At 68.3% G+C, this 22,571-nt stretch carries 19 protein-coding genes and 1 tRNA gene; 8 read left to right on the forward strand and 12 right to left on the reverse strand.

The window, feature by feature from the left end; all coding sequences use genetic code 11:
• The first annotated feature begins 37 nt into the window (after positions 1-37).
• From MC45_RS02335 to MC45_RS02345, 3 genes are all read left to right on the forward strand, one after another.
• Entirely contained in the window at positions 38-2,074 is a 2,037-nt protein-coding gene (locus MC45_RS02335) for an alpha/beta hydrolase family protein (protein ID WP_038659013.1), read from the forward strand.
• Positions 2,075-2,130: 56 nt separating this feature from the next.
• On the forward strand, positions 2,131-4,821 hold the full coding sequence (locus MC45_RS02340; RefSeq protein ID WP_038659016.1) for a valine--tRNA ligase: 2,691 nt from the start codon (positions 2,131-2,133) through the stop codon (positions 4,819-4,821).
• A gap of 246 nt (positions 4,822-5,067) precedes the next feature.
• On the forward strand, positions 5,068-6,501 hold the full coding sequence (locus tag MC45_RS02345) for an MATE family efflux transporter (RefSeq protein WP_038659019.1): 1,434 nt from the start codon (positions 5,068-5,070) through the stop codon (positions 6,499-6,501).
• Between the two features lie 130 nt (positions 6,502-6,631).
• Here the strand turns inward: MC45_RS02345 and MC45_RS02350 are convergent, their stop codons facing one another.
• A complete protein-coding gene (locus MC45_RS02350) occupies positions 6,632-7,516 on the reverse strand; it encodes a diacylglycerol/lipid kinase family protein (protein WP_038659022.1) in 885 nt (294 codons plus the stop codon).
• 88 nt (positions 7,517-7,604) lie between these two features.
• Here MC45_RS02350 and hemB point away from each other — a divergent pair, with 88 nt between their 5' ends.
• Positions 7,605-8,597, forward strand: a complete 993-nt coding sequence (hemB, locus tag MC45_RS02355; RefSeq protein WP_038659025.1) for a porphobilinogen synthase — start codon at positions 7,605-7,607, stop codon at positions 8,595-8,597.
• Positions 8,590-10,800, forward strand: coding sequence for a polyamine aminopropyltransferase (locus MC45_RS02360; RefSeq protein WP_052075481.1), 2,211 nt, complete (start codon positions 8,590-8,592; stop codon positions 10,798-10,800). The genes hemB and MC45_RS02360 overlap by 8 nt, the downstream gene beginning before the upstream one ends.
• On the opposite strand, the gene MC45_RS02365 is transcribed toward MC45_RS02360, so the two are convergent.
• Positions 10,797-11,300, reverse strand: coding sequence for a hypothetical protein (locus MC45_RS02365; RefSeq protein WP_038659034.1), 504 nt, complete (start codon positions 11,298-11,300; stop codon positions 10,797-10,799). The two genes, MC45_RS02360 and MC45_RS02365, sit on opposite strands and share 4 nt — an antisense overlap.
• Before the next feature lie 82 nt (positions 11,301-11,382).
• Between MC45_RS02365 and MC45_RS02370 the strand changes: the two genes are divergently transcribed.
• A tRNA-Arg gene (locus MC45_RS02370) sits at positions 11,383-11,459 on the forward strand.
• A 102-nt stretch (positions 11,460-11,561) separates the two neighbouring features.
• A complete protein-coding gene (locus tag MC45_RS02375; protein WP_038659037.1) occupies positions 11,562-12,557 on the forward strand; it encodes a bile acid:sodium symporter family protein in 996 nt (331 codons plus the stop codon).
• Here MC45_RS02375 and MC45_RS02380 read toward each other — a convergent pair.
• From MC45_RS02380 to MC45_RS19190, 10 genes are all read right to left on the reverse strand, one after another.
• Positions 12,547-13,296 carry a 3'(2'),5'-bisphosphate nucleotidase CysQ gene (locus MC45_RS02380; RefSeq protein WP_038659040.1) on the reverse strand — a complete coding sequence of 250 codons (750 nt, stop codon included), beginning with the start codon at positions 13,294-13,296 and terminating at the stop codon, positions 12,547-12,549. The two genes, MC45_RS02375 and MC45_RS02380, sit on opposite strands and share 11 nt — an antisense overlap.
• Complete coding sequence (gene cysN / locus MC45_RS02385) at positions 13,293-15,206, reverse strand: sulfate adenylyltransferase subunit CysN (RefSeq protein ID WP_038659043.1); 1,914 nt, start codon at positions 15,204-15,206, stop codon at positions 13,293-13,295. The genes MC45_RS02380 and cysN overlap by 4 nt, the downstream gene beginning before the upstream one ends.
• A complete protein-coding gene (gene cysD, locus MC45_RS02390) occupies positions 15,206-16,105 on the reverse strand; it encodes a sulfate adenylyltransferase subunit CysD (RefSeq protein WP_038659046.1) in 900 nt (299 codons plus the stop codon). Before cysD ends, cysN begins: the two co-directional genes overlap by 1 nt.
• Before the next feature lie 58 nt (positions 16,106-16,163).
• Complete coding sequence (locus tag MC45_RS02395) at positions 16,164-16,382, reverse strand: hypothetical protein (RefSeq protein WP_038659049.1); 219 nt, start codon at positions 16,380-16,382, stop codon at positions 16,164-16,166.
• Between the two features lie 76 nt (positions 16,383-16,458).
• The gene (locus MC45_RS02400; protein WP_038659052.1) at positions 16,459-17,697 is read right to left on the reverse strand and encodes an N-succinylarginine dihydrolase; all 1,239 of its coding nucleotides are present in this window, start codon (positions 17,695-17,697) and stop codon (positions 16,459-16,461) included.
• Positions 17,691-18,707, reverse strand: coding sequence for an arginine N-succinyltransferase (locus MC45_RS02405; RefSeq protein WP_038659055.1), 1,017 nt, complete (start codon positions 18,705-18,707; stop codon positions 17,691-17,693). The genes MC45_RS02400 and MC45_RS02405 overlap by 7 nt, the downstream gene beginning before the upstream one ends.
• Positions 18,704-19,909 (reverse strand): hydrolase, encoded by a 1,206-nt coding sequence (locus tag MC45_RS02410; protein ID WP_179944556.1) that lies wholly within the window; start codon positions 19,907-19,909, stop codon positions 18,704-18,706. Before MC45_RS02410 ends, MC45_RS02405 begins: the two co-directional genes overlap by 4 nt.
• 54 nt (positions 19,910-19,963) lie before the next feature.
• Positions 19,964-20,896 carry a DUF481 domain-containing protein gene (locus MC45_RS02415; protein WP_038659061.1) on the reverse strand — a complete coding sequence of 311 codons (933 nt, stop codon included), beginning with the start codon at positions 20,894-20,896 and terminating at the stop codon, positions 19,964-19,966.
• A 49-nt stretch (positions 20,897-20,945) separates the two neighbouring features.
• Positions 20,946-21,446 (reverse strand): RNA pyrophosphohydrolase, encoded by a 501-nt coding sequence (locus MC45_RS02420; protein WP_038659064.1) that lies wholly within the window; start codon positions 21,444-21,446, stop codon positions 20,946-20,948.
• Positions 21,443-21,607 (reverse strand): hypothetical protein, encoded by a 165-nt coding sequence (locus MC45_RS19190; RefSeq protein ID WP_156143762.1) that lies wholly within the window; start codon positions 21,605-21,607, stop codon positions 21,443-21,445. The genes MC45_RS02420 and MC45_RS19190 overlap by 4 nt, the downstream gene beginning before the upstream one ends.
• Positions 21,608-21,661: 54 nt before the next feature.
• On the opposite strand from MC45_RS19190, the gene MC45_RS02425 reads away from it, so the two are divergent.
• Positions 21,662-22,558: a histone deacetylase family protein gene (locus MC45_RS02425; RefSeq protein ID WP_038659067.1), complete on the forward strand. Its 897-nt coding sequence runs from the start codon at positions 21,662-21,664 to the stop codon at positions 22,556-22,558.
• Positions 22,559-22,571: the final 13 nt, after the last annotated feature.

A 22,571-nucleotide genomic window follows, 5' to 3' on the forward strand; every position in this document is an offset into this window, starting at 1 on the left:
GTTGCTCAGCCGCGGACTTCTGCCTAACCTGCCGCGCATGAGAACCCTGTTCGCCGCGAGCCTGCTCGCCACCGTCGCGGTCATCGCCGCACCCGCCGCCGCCCGCCAGCTCACCATCGACGATGTCGCCTCGCTCAGCCGCATCGGGGCGCCGACCGTTTCCGCCGATGGCAAATGGATGGTCTGGGCGCAGCGCGAGACCGATCTCGCCGCGAATCGTGGACGCTACGACCTCTGGCGGCTCGACTTGTCGCGCAAGGGCGCCAAGCCCGAACCCCTGGTCGCCGAGCCCGAGGTCAACGAGAACGATCCGCAGATCGTCGGCGGCACGGTCTATTTCAGTTCCAACAAGGGCGGCGACGATGCGATCTGGTCGGTGCCGGTTGCCGGCGGCGCGCCGCGCAAGCTGACCGGCTTCCAGGGCGGGTTCGGCGGCTTCAAGGTCGCGCCGACCGCGGACCGCATCCTCGTCTGGGCGGACCGCAAGCCCAATGCACCGAGCCTCGCGCCGGCGATCGAGAAGAAGGACCCGCAGGCGGGCGAGGGCCGCGTCTACGACAAATTGTTCGTGCGGCACTGGGATACATGGGTCGACGGCAGCCATTCGCAGCTCTTCGTCCTGCCCCTGACCGCCGCGGGCGCGCCGGGCGACGGCATGGCGATCGAACACGGCCTCGATGGCGACGCCCCCTCGCGCCCGTTCGGCGGCGGGGAGGAAGTGTCGTGGAGCGCCGACGGCAAGACCGTCTATTTCGCGTTGCGCATTGCCGGCACCACCGAGCCGCTGTCGACCAATCTCGATATCTGGTCGGCGCCCGCCGACGGGTCGGCCGCGCCGGTTAATCTGACCCCCGCCAACCGCGCCACCGACACGCTGCCGACGGTTTCGCCCGACGGCCGCAGCCTCGCCTGGGTGGCGATGAAGCGACCCGGCTTCGAGGCGGACCGGCAGGTGCTGATGCTGCGCGATCTCGCCACCGGGCAGGTGCGTGCGCTGACTGAAAGCTGGGACCGGTCGGTGTCCTCAATCGCCTGGTCGCCCGATTCGAAGCGGATCTACGTCACCGCGCAAGACACGCAGGAAAACCCGCTGTTCGCGGTCGAGCCGGCGAGCGGCAAGGTGACGCGGCTGACACAGCAGGGCCATGTCTCCGCGGTGGCGGCGACGCCGAAGGGCGCGGTGGTCGCGCTCAACAGCCTGACCGCGCCCGACGATTTCTACGCCGTCGCGGGCAAGGACAAGCCGGTGCGGCTGACCCAGGTCAACGCCGCCAAGCTCGCCGGCATCGATATGCCGGGCGTGACGCGCTTCAGCTTCACCGGCGCGAACAGCGACACGGTCTGGGGCTATGCGGTCAGGCCGGCGGGCAGCACCGGCAAGGTGCCGGTCGCCTTCATGGTCCACGGCGGCCCGCAGGGATCGAGCGACAACAGCTGGTCGTATCGCTGGAACCCGGCGGTATTCGCCGGCGCCGGCTATGGGCTGGTCGCGGTCGATTTTCACGGCAGCACCGGTTACGGTCAGGCGTTCACCGACGCGATCAGCAACAATTGGGGCGGCTGGCCGCTCGACGACCTGAAAGCCGGACTCAAGGCGGCGACCGACAAATTCGGCTGGCTCGACGGCGACCGCGCCTGCGCGCTCGGCGCGTCATACGGCGGCTATATGATGAACTGGATCGAGGGCCAGTGGCCCGATCGCTTCAAGTGTATCGTCCAGCACGACGGCGTCTTCGATGCGCGCGCGATGGCCTATGAGACCGAGGAGCTGTGGTTCGACGAATGGGAACACGGCGGCAAGGCCTATTACGAGGACCCCGCCGCATTCGAGAAATGGAACCCGGTCAATTACGTGCAGAATTGGAAGACGCCGCAGCTCGTCATCACCGGCGAGAAGGACTTCCGCATTCCCTATACGCAAGGGATCGCCGCCTTCACCGCGCTCCAGCGCCGCGGCATCCCGTCGCGCCTGCTGGTCAATCCGAACGAGAACCATTGGGTGCTGAAGCCCAACAATTCGCGGCAATGGTATCGCGAGGTGCTCGGCTGGATGGACCGCTGGACGGCGAAGTAACCGCCGCGCAGACGGGGAGGTGACGAACCACCTCCTCCCCGTCTAAAGCGCGGGGCATGACCGAGCTTCCCAAGACCTTCGACCCCGCCGCCATCGAGACCCGCTGGTACCAGCATTGGGAGGCGAACGGCTTGTTCCGCCCCGACCGGCCCAACGCCGAGCCGTGGACGATCGTCAACCCGCCGCCCAACGTCACCGGCTCGCTGCATATCGGCCATGCGCTCGACAATACGCTGCAGGACATCCTGACGCGGCATGCCCGGCTCAAGGGCAAGGACGCGCTTTGGGTGGTCGGCACCGACCATGCCGGCATCGCGACGCAGATGGTGGTCGAGCGGCAGATGGCCGCCAAAAGCGAGAAGCGCACCGACGTCAGCCGCGAGGACTTCGTCGCCAAGGTCTGGGACTGGAAGGCGGAGAGCGGCGGCGAGATCACCCGCCAGCTGCGCCGGCTCGGCTGTTCGATGGACTGGGCCAACGAACGCTTCACGATGGACGAGGGCTTTTCGAAGGCCGTGCTCAAGGTGTTCGTCGAGCTGCATCGGCAGGGCCTGCTCTATCGCGACAAGCGGCTGGTCAACTGGGACCCCGGCCTCGGCACCGCGATCAGCGATCTCGAGGTCGAGACCAAGGAGATCGCGGGCAAATTCTGGCATCTGCGCTACCCGCTCGCCGACGGCTCGGGTTACATCGAGGTCGCGACGACGCGACCCGAGACGATGCTCGCCGACATGGCGGTGGCGGTGAACCCCGAGGATGCGCGCTATACCGCCTTGATCGGCAAGCAGGTGAAGCTGCCGATCACCGGCCGGCTGATCCCGATCGTCGCTGACGACCATGCCGATCCGGCGCTTGGCTCGGGTGCGGTAAAGATCACGCCGGGGCATGACTTCAACGACTTCGAGGTCGGCCGTCGCGCCGGGATCGAGGCGCGCGACATGCTCAACATGCTCGATGCCAAGGCGCAGGTCTGCCAGACCGCGGACGGGCTGATCCCGGCCGAGCTGATCGGGCTCGACCGGTTCGCGGCGCGCGCGGCGATCGTCGAACGGCTCAAGGCCGAGGGCGTGTTGATCGCGCACGTCGACAAGGAGGGCGTCGAGCACGATGCCGAGCCGCGCACGATCCAGACGCCGTACGGCGACCGGTCCGGCGTGGTGATCGAGCCGTGGCTGACCGACCAATGGTATGTCGACGCCAAGACGCTGGCGCAGCCGGCGATCGAGGCGGTGAAGTCAGGCGCGATCAAAATGGTGCCGAAGAGCTGGGAAAAGACCTTCTTCAACTGGATGGACAATATCCAGCCGTGGTGCGTCTCGCGCCAGCTCTGGTGGGGGCATCAGATACCGGCGTGGTTCGACGCCGACGGCAAGGCCTATGTCGCCGAGACCGAGGAGGCCGCGCAGGCGCAGGCCGGGGCGGACGTCGCGCTGACCCGCGATCCCGATGTGCTCGACACGTGGTTCTCCTCCGCGCTGTGGCCGTTCGCGACGCTCGGCTGGCCGGAGACCGACGACCCGACGCTCGGCGGGCGTTACCCCAACGACGTGCTGATCTCCGGGTTCGACATCCTGTTCTTCTGGGATGCGCGGATGATGATGCAGGGCCTGCACTTCATGCAGGACGTGCCGTTCAAGACGCTGTATCTGCACGGTCTCGTCCGCGCCGCCGATGGCGCCAAGATGTCCAAGTCGAAGGGCAATACCGTCGATCCGCTCGGCCTGATCGACGCATATGGCGCCGATGCTTTGCGCTTCTTCATGGCGGCGATGGAGAGCCAGGGCCGCGACATCAAGATGGATGAGAAGCGCGTCGAGGGCTATCGCAACTTCGCGACCAAGCTGTGGAACGCGAGCCGCTTCGCGCAGGCGAACGGCATCGGCGGCTCGACGCCGGGCAAGGCGCCCGCGGCGACGCTGGCGGTCAACCAGTGGATCATCGGCGAGACGATCGCGACGGTGCAGGCGATGGACCTTGCGCTCGCCGACCTGCGCTTCGACGCGGCGGCGGAGGCGATCTACCAGTTCGTCTGGAACCGCTTTTGCGACTGGTATCTCGAGCTCATCAAGCCGACGCTCGGCGAGGATGCGGTGACGTATCCGGAGCATGCCGTCGAGACGCGCGCGGTGGCGGGCTGGGTGCTCGACCAGATCCTCGTCCTGCTGCACCCGTTCATGCCGTTCATCACCGAAGAGCTGTGGCATGCGATGGCGCCGCGCGAGCACGACCTGATCGTCGCGCAATGGCCGCTGGTCGACGGCGAGCATATCGATGCCGAGGCGATGGCCGATATCGCGTGGCGCATCCGCCTGATCGGCGAGGTGCGCACCGCCAAGAACGAGCTCGGCATCGCGCCGGGCACGCAGCTCAAAGCCTATGTCCGCGATGCCGATGCGACGACGCAGCGGCGTGTCAACGGTGCCTACACCGCGCTGCGCAAGCTCGCGCGGTTGCAGGAGGTGTCATTCGAGCCTGCACCGGCGGGAGCGGCGATCCAGTTGGTCGTCGACGAGGCGACCTATGTCATCCCGCTCGACGGCATCATCGACCTTGACGCCGAGCGCGCGCGCCTGACCAAGGCGATCGCCGCGGCGGCGAAGGAGCGCGACGCACTGGCGGGACGGCTCGGCAATCCGAGCTTCGTCGAGCGCGCCAAGCCCGAAGCGGTGGAGAAGGCCAAGGCCGACCATGCCGACAAGGCTGCGGAGGCCGAGCGGCTGTCCGCGGCGCTTGCGCGACTGGGATAGGAGTCGGACCCGCGCCTCCCTTTCCCCGTCACCCCGGACTCGTTCCGGGGTCCACTCTGCGGCGGGGAGACCGGCCGGGATTGGGAGCGCACGCCTGCGGCCCGGTGGACCCCGGAACGAGTCCGGGGTGACGGGTGGTTTGTGAGAAGGCTCGACCCGATTGAACGATCGCCACATCTTCGCGGCGACGCGGTTACCGCGTAAGGCCGCGCCCTCGCAGATGCGAGCGCAGGAGGGGCACCACGAATGGCGAGACCGCAACGCGACCTGACGTCCGGGCCGATCGGCAAGACGCTCTTGCTCTTCGCGCTCCCCACTCTGGGGTCGAGCGTGCTCCAGTCGATCAACGGCTCGATCAACGCGATCTGGATCGGCCAGCTACTCGGCGAGCGCGCGCTGGCGGCGACGACCAATGCCGGGCTCGTCATGTTCCTGCTGGTGTCGGCGGTGTTCGGCTTCGGCATGGCGGCGACGATCCTGATCGGGCAGGCGATGGGCCGGCGCGATATCGACGGCGTCCGCCGCGTGGTCGGCACCGCACACGGGCTGTTCGCGATCCTGTCGCTGCTCGTCGTCGCGGCCGGCTGGATGACCGCGCCGGCGATCCTCACCGCGCTCCGTACCCCGGCCGACGCCTATCCGCTGGCACTTTCCTATCTCCGGGTGATCTTCGTCGCGATGCCGACCAGCTTTCTGGCGGTGCTGCTCAGCATGGTGCTGCGCGGCGCGGGCGATTCGGTGACGCCGCTCAAGTTCATGGCGCTGGGATCGTTGATCGACGTCCTGCTCAATCCGGTGCTGATCCGTGGCATGGGGCCGATCCCGGCGCTCGGCATCGCCGGGTCGGCGACGGCGACCTTCATCGCCAATACCGTGTCGTTCGCGGCGCTGCTCGCCTATGTCTATCGCCGCGATCTCGTCGTGCGGCTGCGCGGCGCGGAGTGGCGCTATCTGATCCCCGATCCGGCGCTGCTGCGGCCGATCGTCACCAAGGGCGTGCCGATGGGGTTGCAGATGCTGGTCGCGACCGGATCGGCGCTGGCGATGATCGGGCTGGTCAACGGCTATGGCACGACGACCACCGCCGCTTATGGCGCGGCGAGCCAGCTGTGGACCTATATCCAGATGCCGGCGATGTCGGTCGGCGCGGCGGTGAGTGCGATGGTCGCGCAGAATATCGGCGCTGGGCGCTGGGACCGGGTGGCGCGAATCACGCGATCGGGGCTGCTGCTCAACCTCGCGATGACGGCGGCATTGATCGTTGCGGTGGCGGTGCTGGACCGCGCCGCGCTGGGGCTGTTCCTCGGCAGCGATGCCGGCTCGATCGATCTCGCGGCGCATATCAATATCATCGGCTCGGCGAGCTTCCTGCTGTTCGGCGTCTCGATGGTGTTGTCGGCGACGGTGCGCGCCAATGGCGCGGTGGTCGGGCCGCTGCTGATCCTGGCGGTCGCGCTCTTCCCGATCCGGCTCGGCCTGGCTTATGCCCTGCAACCGAGCTGGGGCGCCGACGCGATCTGGTGGAGCTTCCCGGCCGGCTCGGCGGCATCGATGGTGATGACGATCGCTTATTACCGCTACGGCAGCTGGCGGAAGGGGCAATTGCTGCCCGCGGTCGAGGGCGAGGAGCACGCCAAGGCCGCCACCGAACCGACCGCCAAGCAGATGCCGGTGGGGTGATTTGCCCGCGAAGACGCGAAGGGGGCAGGCTTCGACAGGCTCAGGGCAAACGGTGGGCGTTCGCGTCGCTCTGCAAAGCCCCCGCGTCTCCGCGCCTTAGAGCGAAACCATTTCCCGTATTCGCGACAAATCACTCCGAGGCCGGTACCATCACCTCGATCACCCCGGGGGCGACCTCCGCCATCACCGGCGTATGTGCCAGCACCTCGCCGTCGATCGAGATCGGCAGCGACGGCTTGGTGTCGATGCGCAGCGACTTGCCCGAGAAGCTCACCGTATCCTGATGCCGCGATTCGTGGCCGAAGAAGCTCGCCGCCCAGTTCTTCACCAGCGTCCGCTTGTAGCGGCCGGTGACCGCCTGCACGACGATCTCGCCCGAATTGACCGAGGCTTCGTCGACCAGCCAGGTGCCGCCGTGATACGGCCCGTTGGAGATGCGCACCTCGACGACACGCATCGTCTTGGTCTCGTTGCCGTCGTCGACGGTCAGGATGAACGGCTTGAACCGCGCGAACTGCCAGCTCGCCCAGCCGAGATAGCCGATCCGGCCGAGCACCTTCTTGAGGCCGTGCGGCACCGTCTCGGCGATCTGGGGGCTGATCCCCATCGCCGCGCAATTGGCGAAATAGTCGCCGTCGATGCGGCCGAGGTCGATGCGCTTGCGCACGCCGGTGCGGATCGCCTCGATCGCGCCCTCGACGTCCATCGGCAGGCCGAGCGTACGCGCGAAACTGTTCGCGGTCCCGAGCGGCAGCACGCCGAGCACCACGTCGTGGCCGACGAGCAGGTCGACCAGCCCGCTGATCGTGCCGTCGCCGCCGCCGAGGATGACGAGCTGCGGTTTCTTGGCGAGCGCGTTGCGCACCGTCTCGACGAGGTCGTCGGGATTTTCCACGGCATGGGCATCGACGGGATAAGGTAGTCCGCTCAACGCCTTGCATGCCCGTTCGAACAGGGCCTGGCCCTTTCGCGACTTGGCGTTGACGATCAGAGCGGCGGACGTGAACTGGGTCATGGGGTTCCGATCGGTTACGGGCGCGCAACGCTTGGCAAGTGCGCCGCGATCCCTCAAAGCCAGCCTAACCCGTCAAGCAGGATGCGTCATGACCGCTGCCTATCCCGCGCTCCGTCTGCGCCGTACCCGTTCGAGCGGCTGGAGCCGCCGCCTCCACGCCGAAACCGTGCTGACCCCGGCCGATCTGATCTGGCCGATGTTCATCGTCGGGGGCGAGGGCGTCGAACAGCCGATCGACAGCCTGCCCGGCGTGTCGCGCTGGTCGGTCGACGGCATCGTCGCGCGGGCGAAGGAAGCGCACGATCTCGGCATTCCCTGCGTTGCGCTGTTTCCGTTCACGCCGGCCGAGCTCAAGACCGACGACGGGCGCGAGGCGCTCAACCCGGACAATTTGATGTGCCGTGCGATCCGCGCGATCAAGGATGCGGTGCCCGAGGTCGGCGTGCTGACCGACGTCGCGCTCGACCCCTATACCAGTCACGGCCATGACGGGCTGGTCGACGCGGCGGGCTATGTCGTCAACGATTCGACCGCAGACCTGCTGATCCAGCAGGCGCTCAACCAGGCACGTGCCGGTGCCGACATCATCGCGCCGTCCGACATGATGGACGGCCGCATCGGCATGATCCGCAGCGCGCTCGAAGGCGAGGGCGCGCACAACGTCCAGATCATGAGCTATGCCGCCAAATATGCGAGCGGCTTCTACGGCCCGTTCCGCGACGCGGTCGGCAGCCGCGGGCTGCTCAAGGGCGACAAGAAGACCTATCAGATGGATGCCTCCAACGCGGAAGAGGCGCTGCGAGAGGTTGCGCTCGACCTTGCCGAGGGCGCGGACAGCGTGATGGTCAAGCCCGGCCTGCCCTATCTCGACATCATCGTGCGGGTGAAGACGCGCTTCGAGGTGCCGGTGTTCGCCTATCAGGTGTCGGGCGAATATGCGATGCTCGAGGCCTCGGTCGCCGCCGGCGCGGGCGAGCGCGACGCGCTGGTGCTGGAGACGCTGATGGCGTTCAAGCGCGCCGGCTGTTCAGGCGTGCTGACCTATCACGCAGCGCATGCGGCGCGACTGCTGAATGGCTGAGCCAACGGAGGGCGCCATGCGCGCCTGCCGCATCACCTTCGTGGTCACGATCCTCACCGGATCGTTCCTGCTGTTCCTCGTCCAGCCGATGGTCGCGCGGATGGCGCTGCCGCGGCTCGGGGGCGCGCCCGCCGTGTGGAATTCGGCGATGCTCGTCTACCAGACCCTCCTGCTTGGCGGCTACGCCTATGCGCACGCGCTGGCGCGGGTGCGGCCGGGGTTGCAGGTGCTCATCCATCTCGGGGTGCTGCTGGTCGGCGCGGCATGGTTGCCGATCGGGCTCGCGCTGACCGGTAGCCCGGCGGGTGTCACCCCGGCGCTGTGGGTGCCGTGGCTGCTCGGTGCATCGATCGGACCATTGTTCTTCGCCGTCTCCGCGCAGGCGCCGCTGGTGCAACGTTGGTTCAGCATCGCGAGCCGCGAGGGCGATCCCTATGCGCTCTATGCGGCGTCCAACCTCGGCAGTTTCGGCGGGCTGATCGCTTATCCTCTGCTCGTCGAGCCGTTGCTCGCGCTGCGCCAGCAGAGCTGGCTGTGGAGCGGCGGCTATGTGCTGTTGATCGTGCTGGTGATCGCCTGCGCGTTCCGCCTGCCGCGCGGGGCGAGCGCCGATGTCGCGCGGCCGACCAGCGTACCGGCGACGCGGCGACGGATAATGCACTGGTTCGCGCTCGCGCTTGTGCCGTCGGGGCTGATGCTCGCGACCTCGACCTATATCACCACCGATATCGTCGCGATGCCGTTGCTGTGGGTACTGCCGCTCGGCCTTTATCTGCTCAGCTTCACGATCGCCTTCGCCGCCAACCGCGAGATCGCCGATTTGCTCACCCGGATCGCGCCGATCACCATCCTGATGTTCGGCGGGGTAATGATCGGCGGCTTCAACGAATCGCCGCTGGTCAATCTCACCATCGCGTTGACGTTACTGTTCATGGCGTCGGTCGCGCTGCACACCCAGATGTACCGGCTGCGGCCCGAGCCAGACCGGCTGACCGGATTCTACCTCGCAATGGCGTTCGGCGGCGCGCTTGGCGGCGTGTTCGCCGGGCTGATCGCGCCGGTGGTGTTCGACTGGACCTACGAATATCCGATCCTGATCTTCGCGGCCGGGCTGCTCGTGCCGCAGGTGTTCCTGACGCACCGCATCCGCAGCCTGTGGACGACGCCGGCGAAGCGCCGCCTCGCCTACGCCGGCGTGGTGGCGATGCTGGTGCTCCTCACGGCGCTGACCTTCCGCGGGCCGGCGGCGCTGTTCGGCGAGGGGCATCAGGGGCTGACCTTCATCGGCATCGCGCTGATCGGGGTGATCTCGGTCGGTGCGCGCCTGTCCTATGCGATGATCCTGGCGGTGACGCTGGTGATCTTCGGCGGCTGGCGCGCGGTGGAGCTGTCGCTCGAACAGGGCGCGCGGACGCGCAGCTATTTCGGCGTCTACACGATCCGCGACGGGCGCGGCGTACGCGAGCTCGACCATGGCACGACGGTGCACGGCATCCAGTTCACCGGCAGCCCGGTGCTCGAACGGCTGCCGACCACCTATTACGCGCCGCCCTCCGGTATCGGCCGCGCGATGGAGGCACTCGACGGGCTGTACGGCCCGGCGGCGCGGGTCGGGGTGGTCGGACTGGGGACCGGCACGCTTGCCTGCTATGCGCAGGCGGCGCAGCGCTGGCGCTTCTACGAGATCGATCCGGCGGTGGTGCGGATCGCGCGCGACACCGGCCAATTCACCTATCTCAGGAATTGCCTGCCGCGCCCCGACATCCGTATCGGCGACGCCAGGATCAGCATCGAGGCGGACCGGCCGGCAAGCCTCGACCTGCTCGCGCTTGACGCCTTCTCGTCCGACGCGATTCCGATGCATCTGATGACGCGCGAGGCGTTCGGCGATTATGCGCGGGTGCTGCAACCCAAGGGGCTGCTGCTCGTCCATATCTCCAACCGCTTCCTCGATCTCGAGCCGGTCGTCGCCGCCGCGGCGCAGGCGGGCGGCTGGCAGCCGGCCAAGCTCTATTACCAGCCCGAGCAGCCCACCCCCGTCGCCTCGCCGAGCCAGTGGATCGCGCTGTCCCGGGACCCGGCGACGATGCACGCGCTGGGCAAGGCGGATGGGCGCTGGGTGCCGCTTACCGCGCGCGCCGGCTTCGTCGCCTGGACCGACGATTATTCGACGATCCTGCCGCTGCTCAAGTGGCGTCGCTAGGCGGCGGGCAGCATCGCCTGCAGCCGGTCGATCGTGCCACTCTGTCGATCCGCCTCGGCGACGATCCGTTCGCGCAGCGTGGCGAGTGCGGGATAGGCGGGGGCGAGCGCCGCGGCACGGTCGGTCGCCGCCCGGTCCAGATCGGTGAGCAGCGACGAGGTCTGCGCCCGCCAGTCGTCCAGTCCGGCCAGCGCCGATTGCGCATCGAGCCAGGCGTCGCTGCCGACGCCTTTGCCCCGCGCGCGGCCGGCGGCGGCGTCGGCCTTGGCGGCATCGCTGCCGTACCCCTTGGCGATCGTATCGAGCGTGCGCTGCCAGTCGGCGATCTTCGCATCGAGCGCCGGATCGGGCTTGGCTTCGACGATCGCGACCGCCGGCTCTGCGAAGCCCAGTTTCTCCACCGCACGCGGCGCCAGCGACGGATAGGGCGTCGCATCGTGCGCGCAGCCGGCGAGCGGGAGGAGGACGAGCACGGGGGCGAACAGGGGGGCGGTTTTCATGCCATCGGTCTATGCGCGCGCAGAAAATGGCGCAACGCACTTGCGCCGGGCGAAACGTCTGCTATCAGCGCGCCTCCGATGTGCGCCCGTAGCTCAGCTGGATAGAGCATCAGACTACGAATCTGAGGGTCGGACGTTCGAATCGTTCCGGGCGCACCAGGATCTCCCCCGCGGACCAGAGATGGTTCGGCGGGGGTTTTCATATCCCCCGTCGGCGATCGCGGGGTGGCCGTGCGGCGGATGACGGCCTAAGCGCTGGCCATGCTGCGCGCGATCCTCTCCTTCTTCGAACCCTTCATCCTGATGCTGCTCGGCACGGTGGTGATCGCCAGTCTGGTGCCGGCGCGAGGGGTCTATGCGGATATCGTCGCTGGCGCCGCGGATGTCGGCATCGTGCTGCTCTTCTTCCTGCACGGCGCCAAATTGTCACGCGCCGCGATATGGGAGGGGGCGCGCAACTGGCGGCTGCATCTCACCGTCGTTGCCACCACCTTCCTCGTCTTCCCGCTGTTCGGCCTCGCGCTCGGCCGGCTGCCCGGTCTCACCGGCGCGGTGGCGACGGGGATGCTGTTCCTCACCTTGCTCCCGTCGACGGTCCAATCGTCGATCGCCTTCACCGCGATCGCGCGCGGCAACGTCGCCGCGGCGGTGTGCAGCGCCTCCTTCTCCAACCTGGTCGGCATCGTGCTGACCCCGGCGCTGGTCGCGCTGCTGATCGGCAGCGGCGTCGGCGGGCAGGGGAGCGGCATTTCGCTGTCGGCGGTCGAGGCGATCGTCGCGCAGTTGCTGCTCCCGTTCGTCGCCGGCCATCTGCTGCGGCCGTGGATCGGCGGCTTCGTCGCGCGGCAGAAGCGGCTGCTAATGATCGTCGATCGCGGCTCGATCCTGCTCGTCGTCTACAGCGCCTTCGGGGCGGCGGTGGTCGAGGGGCTGTGGCACCGCGTGTCCCCGGAGGACCTGATGCTGATCGGCCTCTTCTGTTCGGTGCTGCTCGCTGCGGTGCTGGCGTTCACCTGGCTGGCCGGGCGGCTGCTCGGTCTGCCCCGCGAGGATGCAATCGTGCTGCTGTTCTGCGGCTCCAAGAAGAGCCTCGCCGCCGGCGTGCCGATGGCGGGCGTGCTGTTTCCCGCGGCGCAGGTCGGCGCGGTGCTGTTGCCGGTGATGCTGTTCCACCAGCTCCAGCTGATCGCCTGCGCGGTGATCGCGCGGCGCTACGCCGATGCGGCGGGCGTGACTGAAACGGAGGTCAGCGTGTAGCCGCCGCGACCGCCGCCAGCACCTGGTCCGCCAGTTCAGGGCGGCAGATCAGCAGGTCGGGGAGCAGCGGATTGGCGCAATTGTAGACCAGTGGGCTGCCGTCGATGCGCGAGGCATGGAGGCCCGCCGCCAGCGCCACCGCGGCGGGCGCGCAATTGTCCCATTCATACTGGCCGCCGTCGTGCAGGTAGATGTCGGCGCGGCCGTCGACCACCGCCATCGCCTTGACCCCCGCCGACCCCATGCCGACGCGCGTCGTCGCCAGCGCCTCGCTGACCCGCGCGACCATGTCGGTCATGCGGGTGCGGCTGACCACCATGCGCGGCGCGGCGGCGCTGCGCAGGTGCGTGCAGCGCGCCTCGGCGGTGGTGTAGACGCGGCCGGTGGTCGGCACCGCCACCGCGCCCACCGTCGGACGGCCGCCGATCGCGAGGCCGATATGCACCGCCCAATCGTCGAGCCCCTCGGCATAGTCGCGGGTGCCGTCGAGCGGGTCGACGATCCATACCCGCTCCGCCGCACAGCGGGCGCGGTCGTCGATCGATTCCTCCGACAGGATGAAATCGTCGGGTCGTGCGGCGCGCAGACGATCGAGGATCAGCGTGTTCGCCTCGCGATCGCCGGCGTCGCCGAGCGCCTTGCCGTGCGCGTCGCCACGGTCACGGATCGCGAGCAGCAGCGCGCCGGCCTCTACGGCGACGCTACGCGCCAGTTCGACGTCGGTGGCCGCAGCCGTCACAGTTCGAAACTCCACACGCCGAGCACATGCTCGACGATCCGTTCGGCGGCAGCCTCGGCGCTTTCGCGACGCGTGTCGATATGGATATCGGGCCGCTCCGGCGGTTCGTAGGGGCTGGAGATACCGGTGAAATGCGCGATCTCACCGGCACGCGCCTTGGCGTAGAGGCCCTTGGGGTCGCGCGCCTCCGCCTCGGCCAGCGGCGTATCGACGAAGATCTCGACGAACTCGCCGGCGGGCAGCAAACCGCGCACCAGATCGCGCTCGGCACGGAACGGCGAGATGAAGGCGGTCAACACGATCAGCCCGGCATCGGTCATCAATTTGGCGACCTCGCCGACGCGGCGGATGTTCTCGATCCGGTCGGCATCGCTGAAGCCGAGGTCCTTGTTGAGCCCGTGGCGGACGTTGTCGCCGTCGAGCAGGAAGCTGTGGCGGCCGAGCGCATGCAGCTTCTTCTCGACCAGATTGGCGATCGTCGACTTGCCCGATCCCGACAGGCCGGTGAACCACAGCAGCCGTGGCGACTGGCCCTTCTGCCGGGCGTGCGCCTCGCGGGTGATGTCGACCGATTGCCAATGGACGTTCTGCGCGCGGCGCAGCGCGTGGTGGATCATCCCGGCGGCGACCGTTGCATTGGTCTCGCGATCGATCAGGATGAAGCCGCCGAGTTCGTGGCTGTCGGCATAGGGCTGGAAGACCAGCGGCGCGTCGGTGAACACCTCCGCCACGCCGATATCGTTGAGCGCCAGCGTCTTGGCCGAGAGATGCGCCTGCGTGTTGACGTCGACGACGTGCGCCGGTGGCTGCACCGTCGCGCCGACGGTGCGCGTGCCGAGCTTGAGCCAATAGCCGCGACCGGGGACGAGCGCGGTATCGGCGAGCCAGACGAGCGTCGCCTCAAACTGGTTGGCGGCCTCGGGCGGCGCCTCGGCGGCGGCGATCACGTCGCCGCGCGAGCAATCGACCTCGTCGGCGAGCACCAGCGTCACCGCCTCGCCGGCGCCGGCCGTGTCGCGATCGCCGTCATGGGTGACGATCCGCGCGACCTTGCTCGTCTTGCCCGATGGGACGATCCGGATGGGATCGCCGGTGCGGATGCGGCCGGCGGCGATCGTGCCGGCGAAGCCGCGGAAATCGAGATCGGGCCGGTTGACCCATTGCACCGGCAGCCGGAACGGTGCGGCTGTCGCCCGATCGGCCTCGATCGGCACCGTCTCGAGAAGCGGCAGCAGCGCCGGCCCCTCGTACCAGGGCATGGCGTCGGAGCGGGCCAGTATGTTGGCGCCGGTCAGGCCGGAGAGCGGGATGGCGGTGAAGCCGGCGATGCCGATACTGTCTGCGAACGCCGTGTAATCGGCAACGATCTGCTCGAATCGCGCCTGATCGTGATCGACCAGATCCATCTTGTTCACCGCAAGCACGATGTGGCGGATGCCGATCAGATGGGCGAGGAAGGAATGGCGCCGCGTCTGCGTCAGCACGCCCTTGCGTGCGTCGATCAGGATCACCGCGAGGTCGGCGGTCGAGGCGCCGGTCACCATGTTGCGGGTATATTGTTCGTGGCCGGGCGTGTCGGCGACGATGAACTTGCGCTTGTCGGTGGCGAAGAAGCGATAGGCGACGTCGATCGTGATGCCCTGCTCGCGCTCGGCGGCAAGCCCGTCGACGAGCAGGGCGAAATCGATATTCTGCCCCTGCGTGCCGAGCCGCTTGCTGTCCGCCTCGAGCTGGCTGAGCTGATCCTCGAAGATCGTCTTCGAATCATACAGCAGCCGGCCGATCAGCGTCGACTTGCCGTCGTCCACCGAGCCGCAGGTGATGAAGCGCAGCATCGACTTATGCGCATGGCCGTCGAGATAGGCATGGATGTCCGCGGCGATCAGCGCGTCGGGCGTATAAGCGGTCATCAGAAATACCCCTCGCGCTTCTTCTTCTCCATGCTGGCGGCCTGATCGTGGTCGATCGCGCGGCCCTGCCGTTCGGAGGTGGTGGTGAGCAGCATCTCCTGGATCACGTCGGGCAAGGTTGCCGCCGCGCTCTCCACCGCCCCGGTAAGCGGATAGCAGCCGAGCGTGCGGAAGCGGATCGAGCGTTCGACCGGCACTTCGCCGGGATGCAACCGAAAGCGATCGTCGTCGACCATAAGCAGCATGCCGTCGCGCTCCACCGTCGGGCGCGGCGCGGCGAAATAGAGCGGCACGATCTCGATCCCCTGATCGAGGATGTACTGCCAGATATCGAGCTCGGTCCAGTTGGACAAAGGGAACACCCGGATGCTCTCGCCGCGGTGGATGCGCGCATTGTAGAGGCTCCACAATTCGGGTCGCTGCGCCTTGGGGTCCCAGCCCTGGCTCGCCGAGCGGAACGAGAAGATCCGCTCCTTGGCGCGGCTCTTCTCCTCGTCGCGGCGCGCGCCGCCGAAGGCGACGTCGTAGCCGCCCGCCTTCAGCGCCTGTTTGAGCCCCTCGGTCTTCCACAGGTCGGTGTGGCGGCTGCCGTGATCGAAGGGGTTGATCCCCGCGGCGACCGCATCGGGATTGGTGTGGACGATCAGCTCTATTCCGGCATCGGCCGCGGCCTTGTCGCGAAGGTCGTACATCGCGCGAAATTTCCACGTCGTATCGACGTGCAGCAGCGGGAAGGGCGGGCGTGCGGGGAAGAAGGCCTTGCGCGCGAGATGCAGCATGACCGCCGAATCCTTGCCGACCGAATAGAGCATCACCGGCCGTTCCGCCTCGGCGACGACTTCGCGCATGATGTGGATGCTTTCGGCTTCAAGCCGTTGTAAATGGGTAAGCCCGCTCATCAGCGTTCAGATAAGCATCCTGCGCGACGAAGCGACGAACTTATCCTATCGGGCGGCCCTAGTCCGACTGCCGCCGCTCGACCGAATCGAGCAGCACGCCGCCGACCATGAACACCGCGATTGGACAGCAGGCGAACAGCAGCCAGCCGCCATAGCCCGGATATTGCTGGAGATAATGGATGCCGCGCTCGACCGCGCCGAGGCCGAGCCCATAGATGACGAGGAACGCCTCGAATTTCGTCTTGATGGTGAAGAGGCGTTTGATCCGTGTCCACATGCGCTGCCCCACGCAAGCACCGGGCCAGTGGCGGAAAACGGCCATTTGCCGCGGGCGGCATTAGGTTAATTGTTAATTAACTCGACAGGTTCAACGCCCCCCGCAGCCGGCCGTGCGCGGTTTCGATGTCCCGGATGAGGGCGGCGTCGCCGAGTGCGTCGGGGTCGATCGTCTCGGGCCACCAGCGGCGGACGATCGCGCCGATCGCATCGAGCTTCGCCGCATCGACGAGGAAGCGCGGATCGATCGACGCGGGATCGCCGACGACGCGCAGCCGCAGGCAGGCGGGGCCGCCGCCATTGGCCATCGATTGGGTCACGTCGACCGTTTCGACCCGGCGGATCGGGCCGTTGCCGGCCTGATGGCGTTCGAGCCAGCCCCAGACCGCGCTATTGGCCCTAGCCTCCATCGGCACGACCAGCGTCGGCCCCTGCGCGGTCGTCACGAGCTGCGCGTTGAACAGATAGGAGGCGATCGCGTCGGCGAGACTGACCTCGCTTTCCGGCACCTCGACGATCTCGACTTCGGGCAGCAGGCGGCGCAGATCGGCGTAGAGCCGGTCCTTGTCGGCGAAGGCGCGCTCGTGCGCGAACAGCACGCGTTCGTTGGCGACCGCGACGACGTCGTTGTGGAAGGCACCGGCGGCGACCGCCTCCTCCGACTGCTGGACGAACAGCGTCTGTGCCGGATCGAGCCGATGCGCGCGCGCGATCGCGGCGCTCGCCTGCAGGTGCTGCCGGGCCGGGAAATGGCCGCCAGCGACGGTGTAGACGAACAGTTCGACCCCCGGCGCGTCATGCGCCGCGGCCAGCCGCATGTGGTTGGCCGCGCCCTCGTCGCCGAACGGGGCGGGGATCGGCGCGTGGACGGCGAAGGCGTCTTTCGCGAAGGCGGTGCGGAGCTGCGCCAGCGTCTCGGGCCATTCGTGACTGCGATGCGGCATCGTCATCAGATTGGCGACGGTGAGATGGCAGCGGCCGTCCGCCGTATCCGGCGCCGGCGAGACGGTCGCGGCATTGGCGGCCCACATCGCCGAGGCGGACATGGCTTGCGCCTGCAACAGCGGCGGCGCGTCTTCGTAGCGGGTCGACAGCGCATCGAGCCACGCCCGGTCCGGCCGCCGGTGCGGCAGCAGCACGCCCTGCGTCAGCCCGAGCGCGAGATTGGCGCGCATCTTGTCGAGCCCCTGCAACGCCGCCGCGCGCGGCTGCGACAGCTGCCCGGCATGCGCGGTCGCGGCGAGATTGCCCGGCGAAAGGCCGGCATAATTGTGGCTGGGGCCGACGATGCCGTCGAAATTGATCTCGATCACCACCGCGGCACCTGCAACACGTCATCGCCGGGACCGACGCCGAGCGCCTCCGCGCAGTCGCGCGACAAGGCGATGCCGCCGTCATCGTGGCGGATCATCCCATAAGCGCATCGGAAGTCCGCCAGCCGGCCGACCGAGATCAGGGATTCGTCGCCGTCGACGTCGTCGATCGCGACGATCCGCCGCTCGCGTGCCTGTTCGATCGTCTTCACCCGGTCGGTCCGCGCGGTCATCGTCGGGCCGCCGTCGAAGATGTCGACATAATGTTCGTAGCTGAAGCCTTCGTTCTCCAGCATCCGCATCGCCGCGCGACCGCTGGGATGCGGCAGGCCGATCGCCGACCGCGCCGCCTCGGACAGCATCGCGGTGTAGATGGGATGTTTGGGCATCAGGTCGGCGATCATCTGGTGGCCGTTGATCGCGTTGAATTGATCGGCGTCCTGGAAGTTCATCCCGAAGAACCGCCCCGCCAACCCGTCCCAGAACGGCGAGCCGCCCGCCTCGTCGATCACCCCGCGCAATTCGGCGAGGATACGGTCGGCGAACCGGGCGCGATGTGCACGGATGAACAGATAGCGGCTGCGCGCGAGCAGCAGGCCGAGCCCGCCGGCGCGTTCGCCGGGGTGGAGGAACAACCCGCCGACCTCGCACGATCCTTCCAGATCGGTGGTCAGCGCCAGCATCTCGGCACGGAAGGTGCGCGCCAGTTCCTTGCTGTGCTGGGTCAGCGTGCCGAGGCGATAGCTGTAGAAGGGATGCTGCTGCCCGACCTGGGTAAACAGCTGGCAGGTGCCGCGCACCTCGCCGGTCGCGACATTCTCCAGCATCAGCACGAACAATTCGTCGGTGACCGCGTCGTTCTGCCGCGCGAAGGCGGCCCCGGCGCGCTCGAGCTTGCCGCGCAGCGCGGTGCGGTCGGGCGGCAAATTGGTGAAGCCGCCGCCGGTCAGCTTGGCCATTTCGTAGAGATGCTGCAGGTCGTCGGCACGCGCCGCCCTGATCCGGAAGGTCATGCATGCCCCTTTCGCAGGATGCGGTGGATGGTGAGCGCCGACAGCGCCGCCCGCTCGGCGAGGCTGTCGACGATCATGAACTCGTCCGGCGAATGGATCGCCCCGCCCCGCACCCCCATCGTGTCGACGACGGGGACGCCGGCGGCGGCGATGTTGTTGCCGTCGCACACCCCACCGGTGGCGCGCCACGCGATCGGAATGCCGAGATCGGCACCGACGGCGGCGACGAGCCCGAACAGCGCCTCCGCGCCGGTGTCGAGCGGCTTGGGCGGGCGGTTGAAGCCGCCATGGACCGCGATTGCGACGTCATGCGTCGCGGCGACCTCTGCGACCGCTGCGTCGATCGCGGCGCGGGCGCGGGCGATTTCGGCGGCGGCAGCGGGGCGGAAGTTGACGCGCAGCACGGCGAGATCGGGGACGACGTTGTTCGGACTGCCGCCGTCGATCCGCGCCGGATTGACCGCGAGGCCCGGTGCTCGCGCCTCGGCGAGCCGCACCGCCAGCGCCGCGGCGGCGACGATCGCGTTGCGGCCGTCTTCGGGATTGCGGCCGGCGTGCGCGCTGCGCCCGCGGACCACGATCGAGAAATTGCCCGTACCGCCGCGTGCACCGGCGAGCGTACCGTCGGGCAGCGCCGGTTCGTAGGTCAGCGCCGCGACCTTGCCGCGCGCGGCCCGCGCGAGCAACGCGGCCGAGGACAACGATCCGGTCTCCTCGTCGGAGTTGATCACCACCTCATATCCGAGCTGCGCCGCGCCCGCCGCCTCGACCGCCCGGAGCGCCGCGAGCATTACCGCGAGGCCGCCCTTCATGTCGGCGGTGCCGGGGCCGTTGATCGTGCCGTCGGCGCGGCGGGTCAGCGTCTGGAAAGGATGATCGGCAGGATAGACGGTATCCATATGGCCGGTGAACAGCATCTGCACCGGCGCGTCGGGCCGGACCCGCAGGTGGAGGTGGCGGCCGTGGGCGATGTCCGCGACGCTGCCGTCGGCGGCAACCGCTTCGGCCGGTTCGGGTTCGACCAGCATGATCTCCCCCGGCAGCACCGCGAAGGCGTCGGCGAGCAGCGCCGCCATCCGCCCGACCCCGGCGAGATGGCGCGTCCCGCTGTTCACCGCCGCCCAGCGCTCGACCTGATCCAGCATCGCGGCCTGGTCGATCGTCGCGACCAGTGCGTCTTCGTCGTCCGGCAATCCTCTCATCCGGGGATGTTAGCCGATGGACGCGGCGGGGGGAACCGGCCGCTGCGCGTCAGCCTAGAAGCTGTATACCAGCGACGCGCGGCTGGTCGTGTCCGTCGACAGCGACCCCACCGGCGGCATGCTTTCATATTGGACGTTGTACGACAGCGCCGCCGACAGCGGCCCGATCAGCTTGGCGTTGACCGAGGTCGTGCCGCTCAGCGTCGAATTCGAGCTTTGCACGTAGGCCGACGCGTTCTGCGTCACCGACAGGCCGGGCAGCAGCCGCCAGTTGAACGCCAGGGTGCCGCGACCGGCGATGTTGCTCTGGTCGGTCTGGTCGGTGAACGCCGTCTGGCGGAACGCCGGGCCGAGCTCGATGTCGAGTCGGATCGCCGAGGTCTTGATCGCGCTGTAGCCGACGCCGGTCGAGGCGGAATAGCGGTGATAGAAGCCGAGGAACCGGTCCTCCTCATATTGCGCGGCGCCGTAGAGATAGACGCGATCCTTGATCTTGTAGTTCGGCTCGTAGCTGGCGAGATAATGTTCGCGCGTCGTGATCCCGGCGTTTTCCTGATAATCCGCCTGGATGTGGAACTTGTGCCGCCATTGCAGGCCTTCGCGGGTCAGGTCGAGCACCGCCGATCCACCCTTGCTGTCGGTGTTGCCGGTGGTGATGTAGCCGCCGAGTTCGGCGCGGCCGCTCCACAGGTCGAACATGCTCGCCTGCCGGATCGTCGTCTGCCGCGCCTGCGCGCGGTCGCTGCGCCATTTCTGCGCGATCGCCAGCACCGCATCGGCGCTCGCCGGATCGGCGAGCCGGGCATATTTGACCACCACCGACACGTCGCCGTCGTTGCCGCTCTCGATCGCGGCATCGAGCATCGAGCGGATCGCGGCGGGGATCGGCACCTTGCTGTCGTCCGGCTCGCCATCCGCCGCCGCGTTGGCGAGCAGCAGCGGGGCGAGGATCAGAACGAGGATCGGGGACAGCAGGGTAGCGCGCACATCGCGCGCTCTACCCGTTGAGTCCGTAGAGGAAACCCCCAAAATCCGCTCACCCCGTTTGGTCTGCGCCGAGCTGAGGCCGGAACGCGGCGAGCACGGCCGTATAAAGATCGCGTTTGAACGGCACGATCAGCGTCGGCAGGTCGTCCGGATCGCTCCATCGCCAGGCGCGGAATTCGGGGTGGGGCGTGTCGATCCGCACGTCGGCATCCTCGCCGAGGAAGCGGAACAGGAACCAGCGTTGGCGCTGGCCGCGCCATTTGCCCTTCCACACCTTGCCGACCATGTCGTCGGGCAGGTCGTAGAAGAAGTCGTCCGACGCCTCGGCGACCAGTTCGACCTTGTCGGGCGAAATCCCCGTCTCCTCGCCGAGCTCGCGGACCGCCGCCGCATAGGCGTCCTCGCCGGGATCGATCCCGCCCTGCGGCATCTGCCATGCCTCCAGGATCGTATCGATGCGCTGGCCGACGAAGACCTTGCCGTCGCGGTTGACCAGCATGACGCCGGCGCAAGGACGGTAGGGCAGGCGGGCGTTGGCGTCGTTGCTCATCGGCCGGCCGCCGCCGGCTCACCGACCGGCAGATCGGCGAGCGCGCGAGTCGCGCGGAACGCCTCGCGCGCCTCGGCGGGCGGCATCGCGTGCCGCGCCGGTCCGGGCAAGGCGTTGAGATAGTCGAGGAAACTCCGGACGTCAGGGGGCGTATCGGTCATGCGTCACTCCGCAGGCGGCTTGGGGAACGGCCACCGCATCCCCAACTACCGGGCGTGATCCCGATCGTCCATCATCCCGCCTATGTCGCGCCGGCGCCGGCGCGCTCCACCTACCGCTGGAACAAGAACGGCCTGATCCGCGACCTCCTGCTGGCCGAGGGGCCGCGGGTGGCGTGGCACGCCCCCGAACCGATGCCGCTGCATTGGCTGGAGGCGGTGCACGACCCCGGCTACGTCGCCGAGGTGCTGGCCGCCGACGTGCCGTATCTAAAGACCCGACGGATCGGCTTCCCGATCACGCCCGAGGTCGCGGCGCGCGCTCAGGCGGTGCCGGGGGGCACGTGGCTGGCGGCGCATCTCGCGCTCGATTACGGCTTCGCGGCAAACACCGCGGGCGGCAGCCATCATGCGCTCGCCGACACCGGTGCGGGCTATTGCGTATTCAACGATCTCGCGCTCGCCGCGGTGCGGCTGATCGAGGAGGGGACGGTCGACCGGCTGGCGGTGGTCGATTGCGACGTCCATCAGGGCGACGGCACCGCCGCGCTGCTCGCCGGGCGGCCGGAGATCGCGACCTATTCGATCCACGCCGAGAAGAACTTCCCGGCGCGCAAGGCGCGTTCGACGCTCGACGTGGCGCTGGCCGACGGGGTCGGCGACGACGCCTATCTGGCGACGCTGGCGGCAACGCTCACGCCCTTCCTCGCCGAGCATCGGCCACAGCTGATCCTGTATCAGGCGGGCGTCGATCCCTTTGCGGGCGACCGGCTCGGACGGCTGTCGCTGACGCTCGACGGACTGGCGCGGCGCGAGCGGCTGATCGCGCGGCTGACCCGCGGCATCCCGCTCGCGAGCACCGTCGGCGGCGGCTATGGCGACGACGCGCTGGAGATCGCGCGACGGCATGTCGCCGCGATCCTGACGCTCGGCGAGGCGATTGCGGCGCGCTGACCCTTTCCTGATC

This window comes from Sphingomonas taxi (assembly GCF_000764535.1).
Lineage (GTDB): Bacteria > Pseudomonadota > Alphaproteobacteria > Sphingomonadales > Sphingomonadaceae > Sphingomonas > Sphingomonas taxi.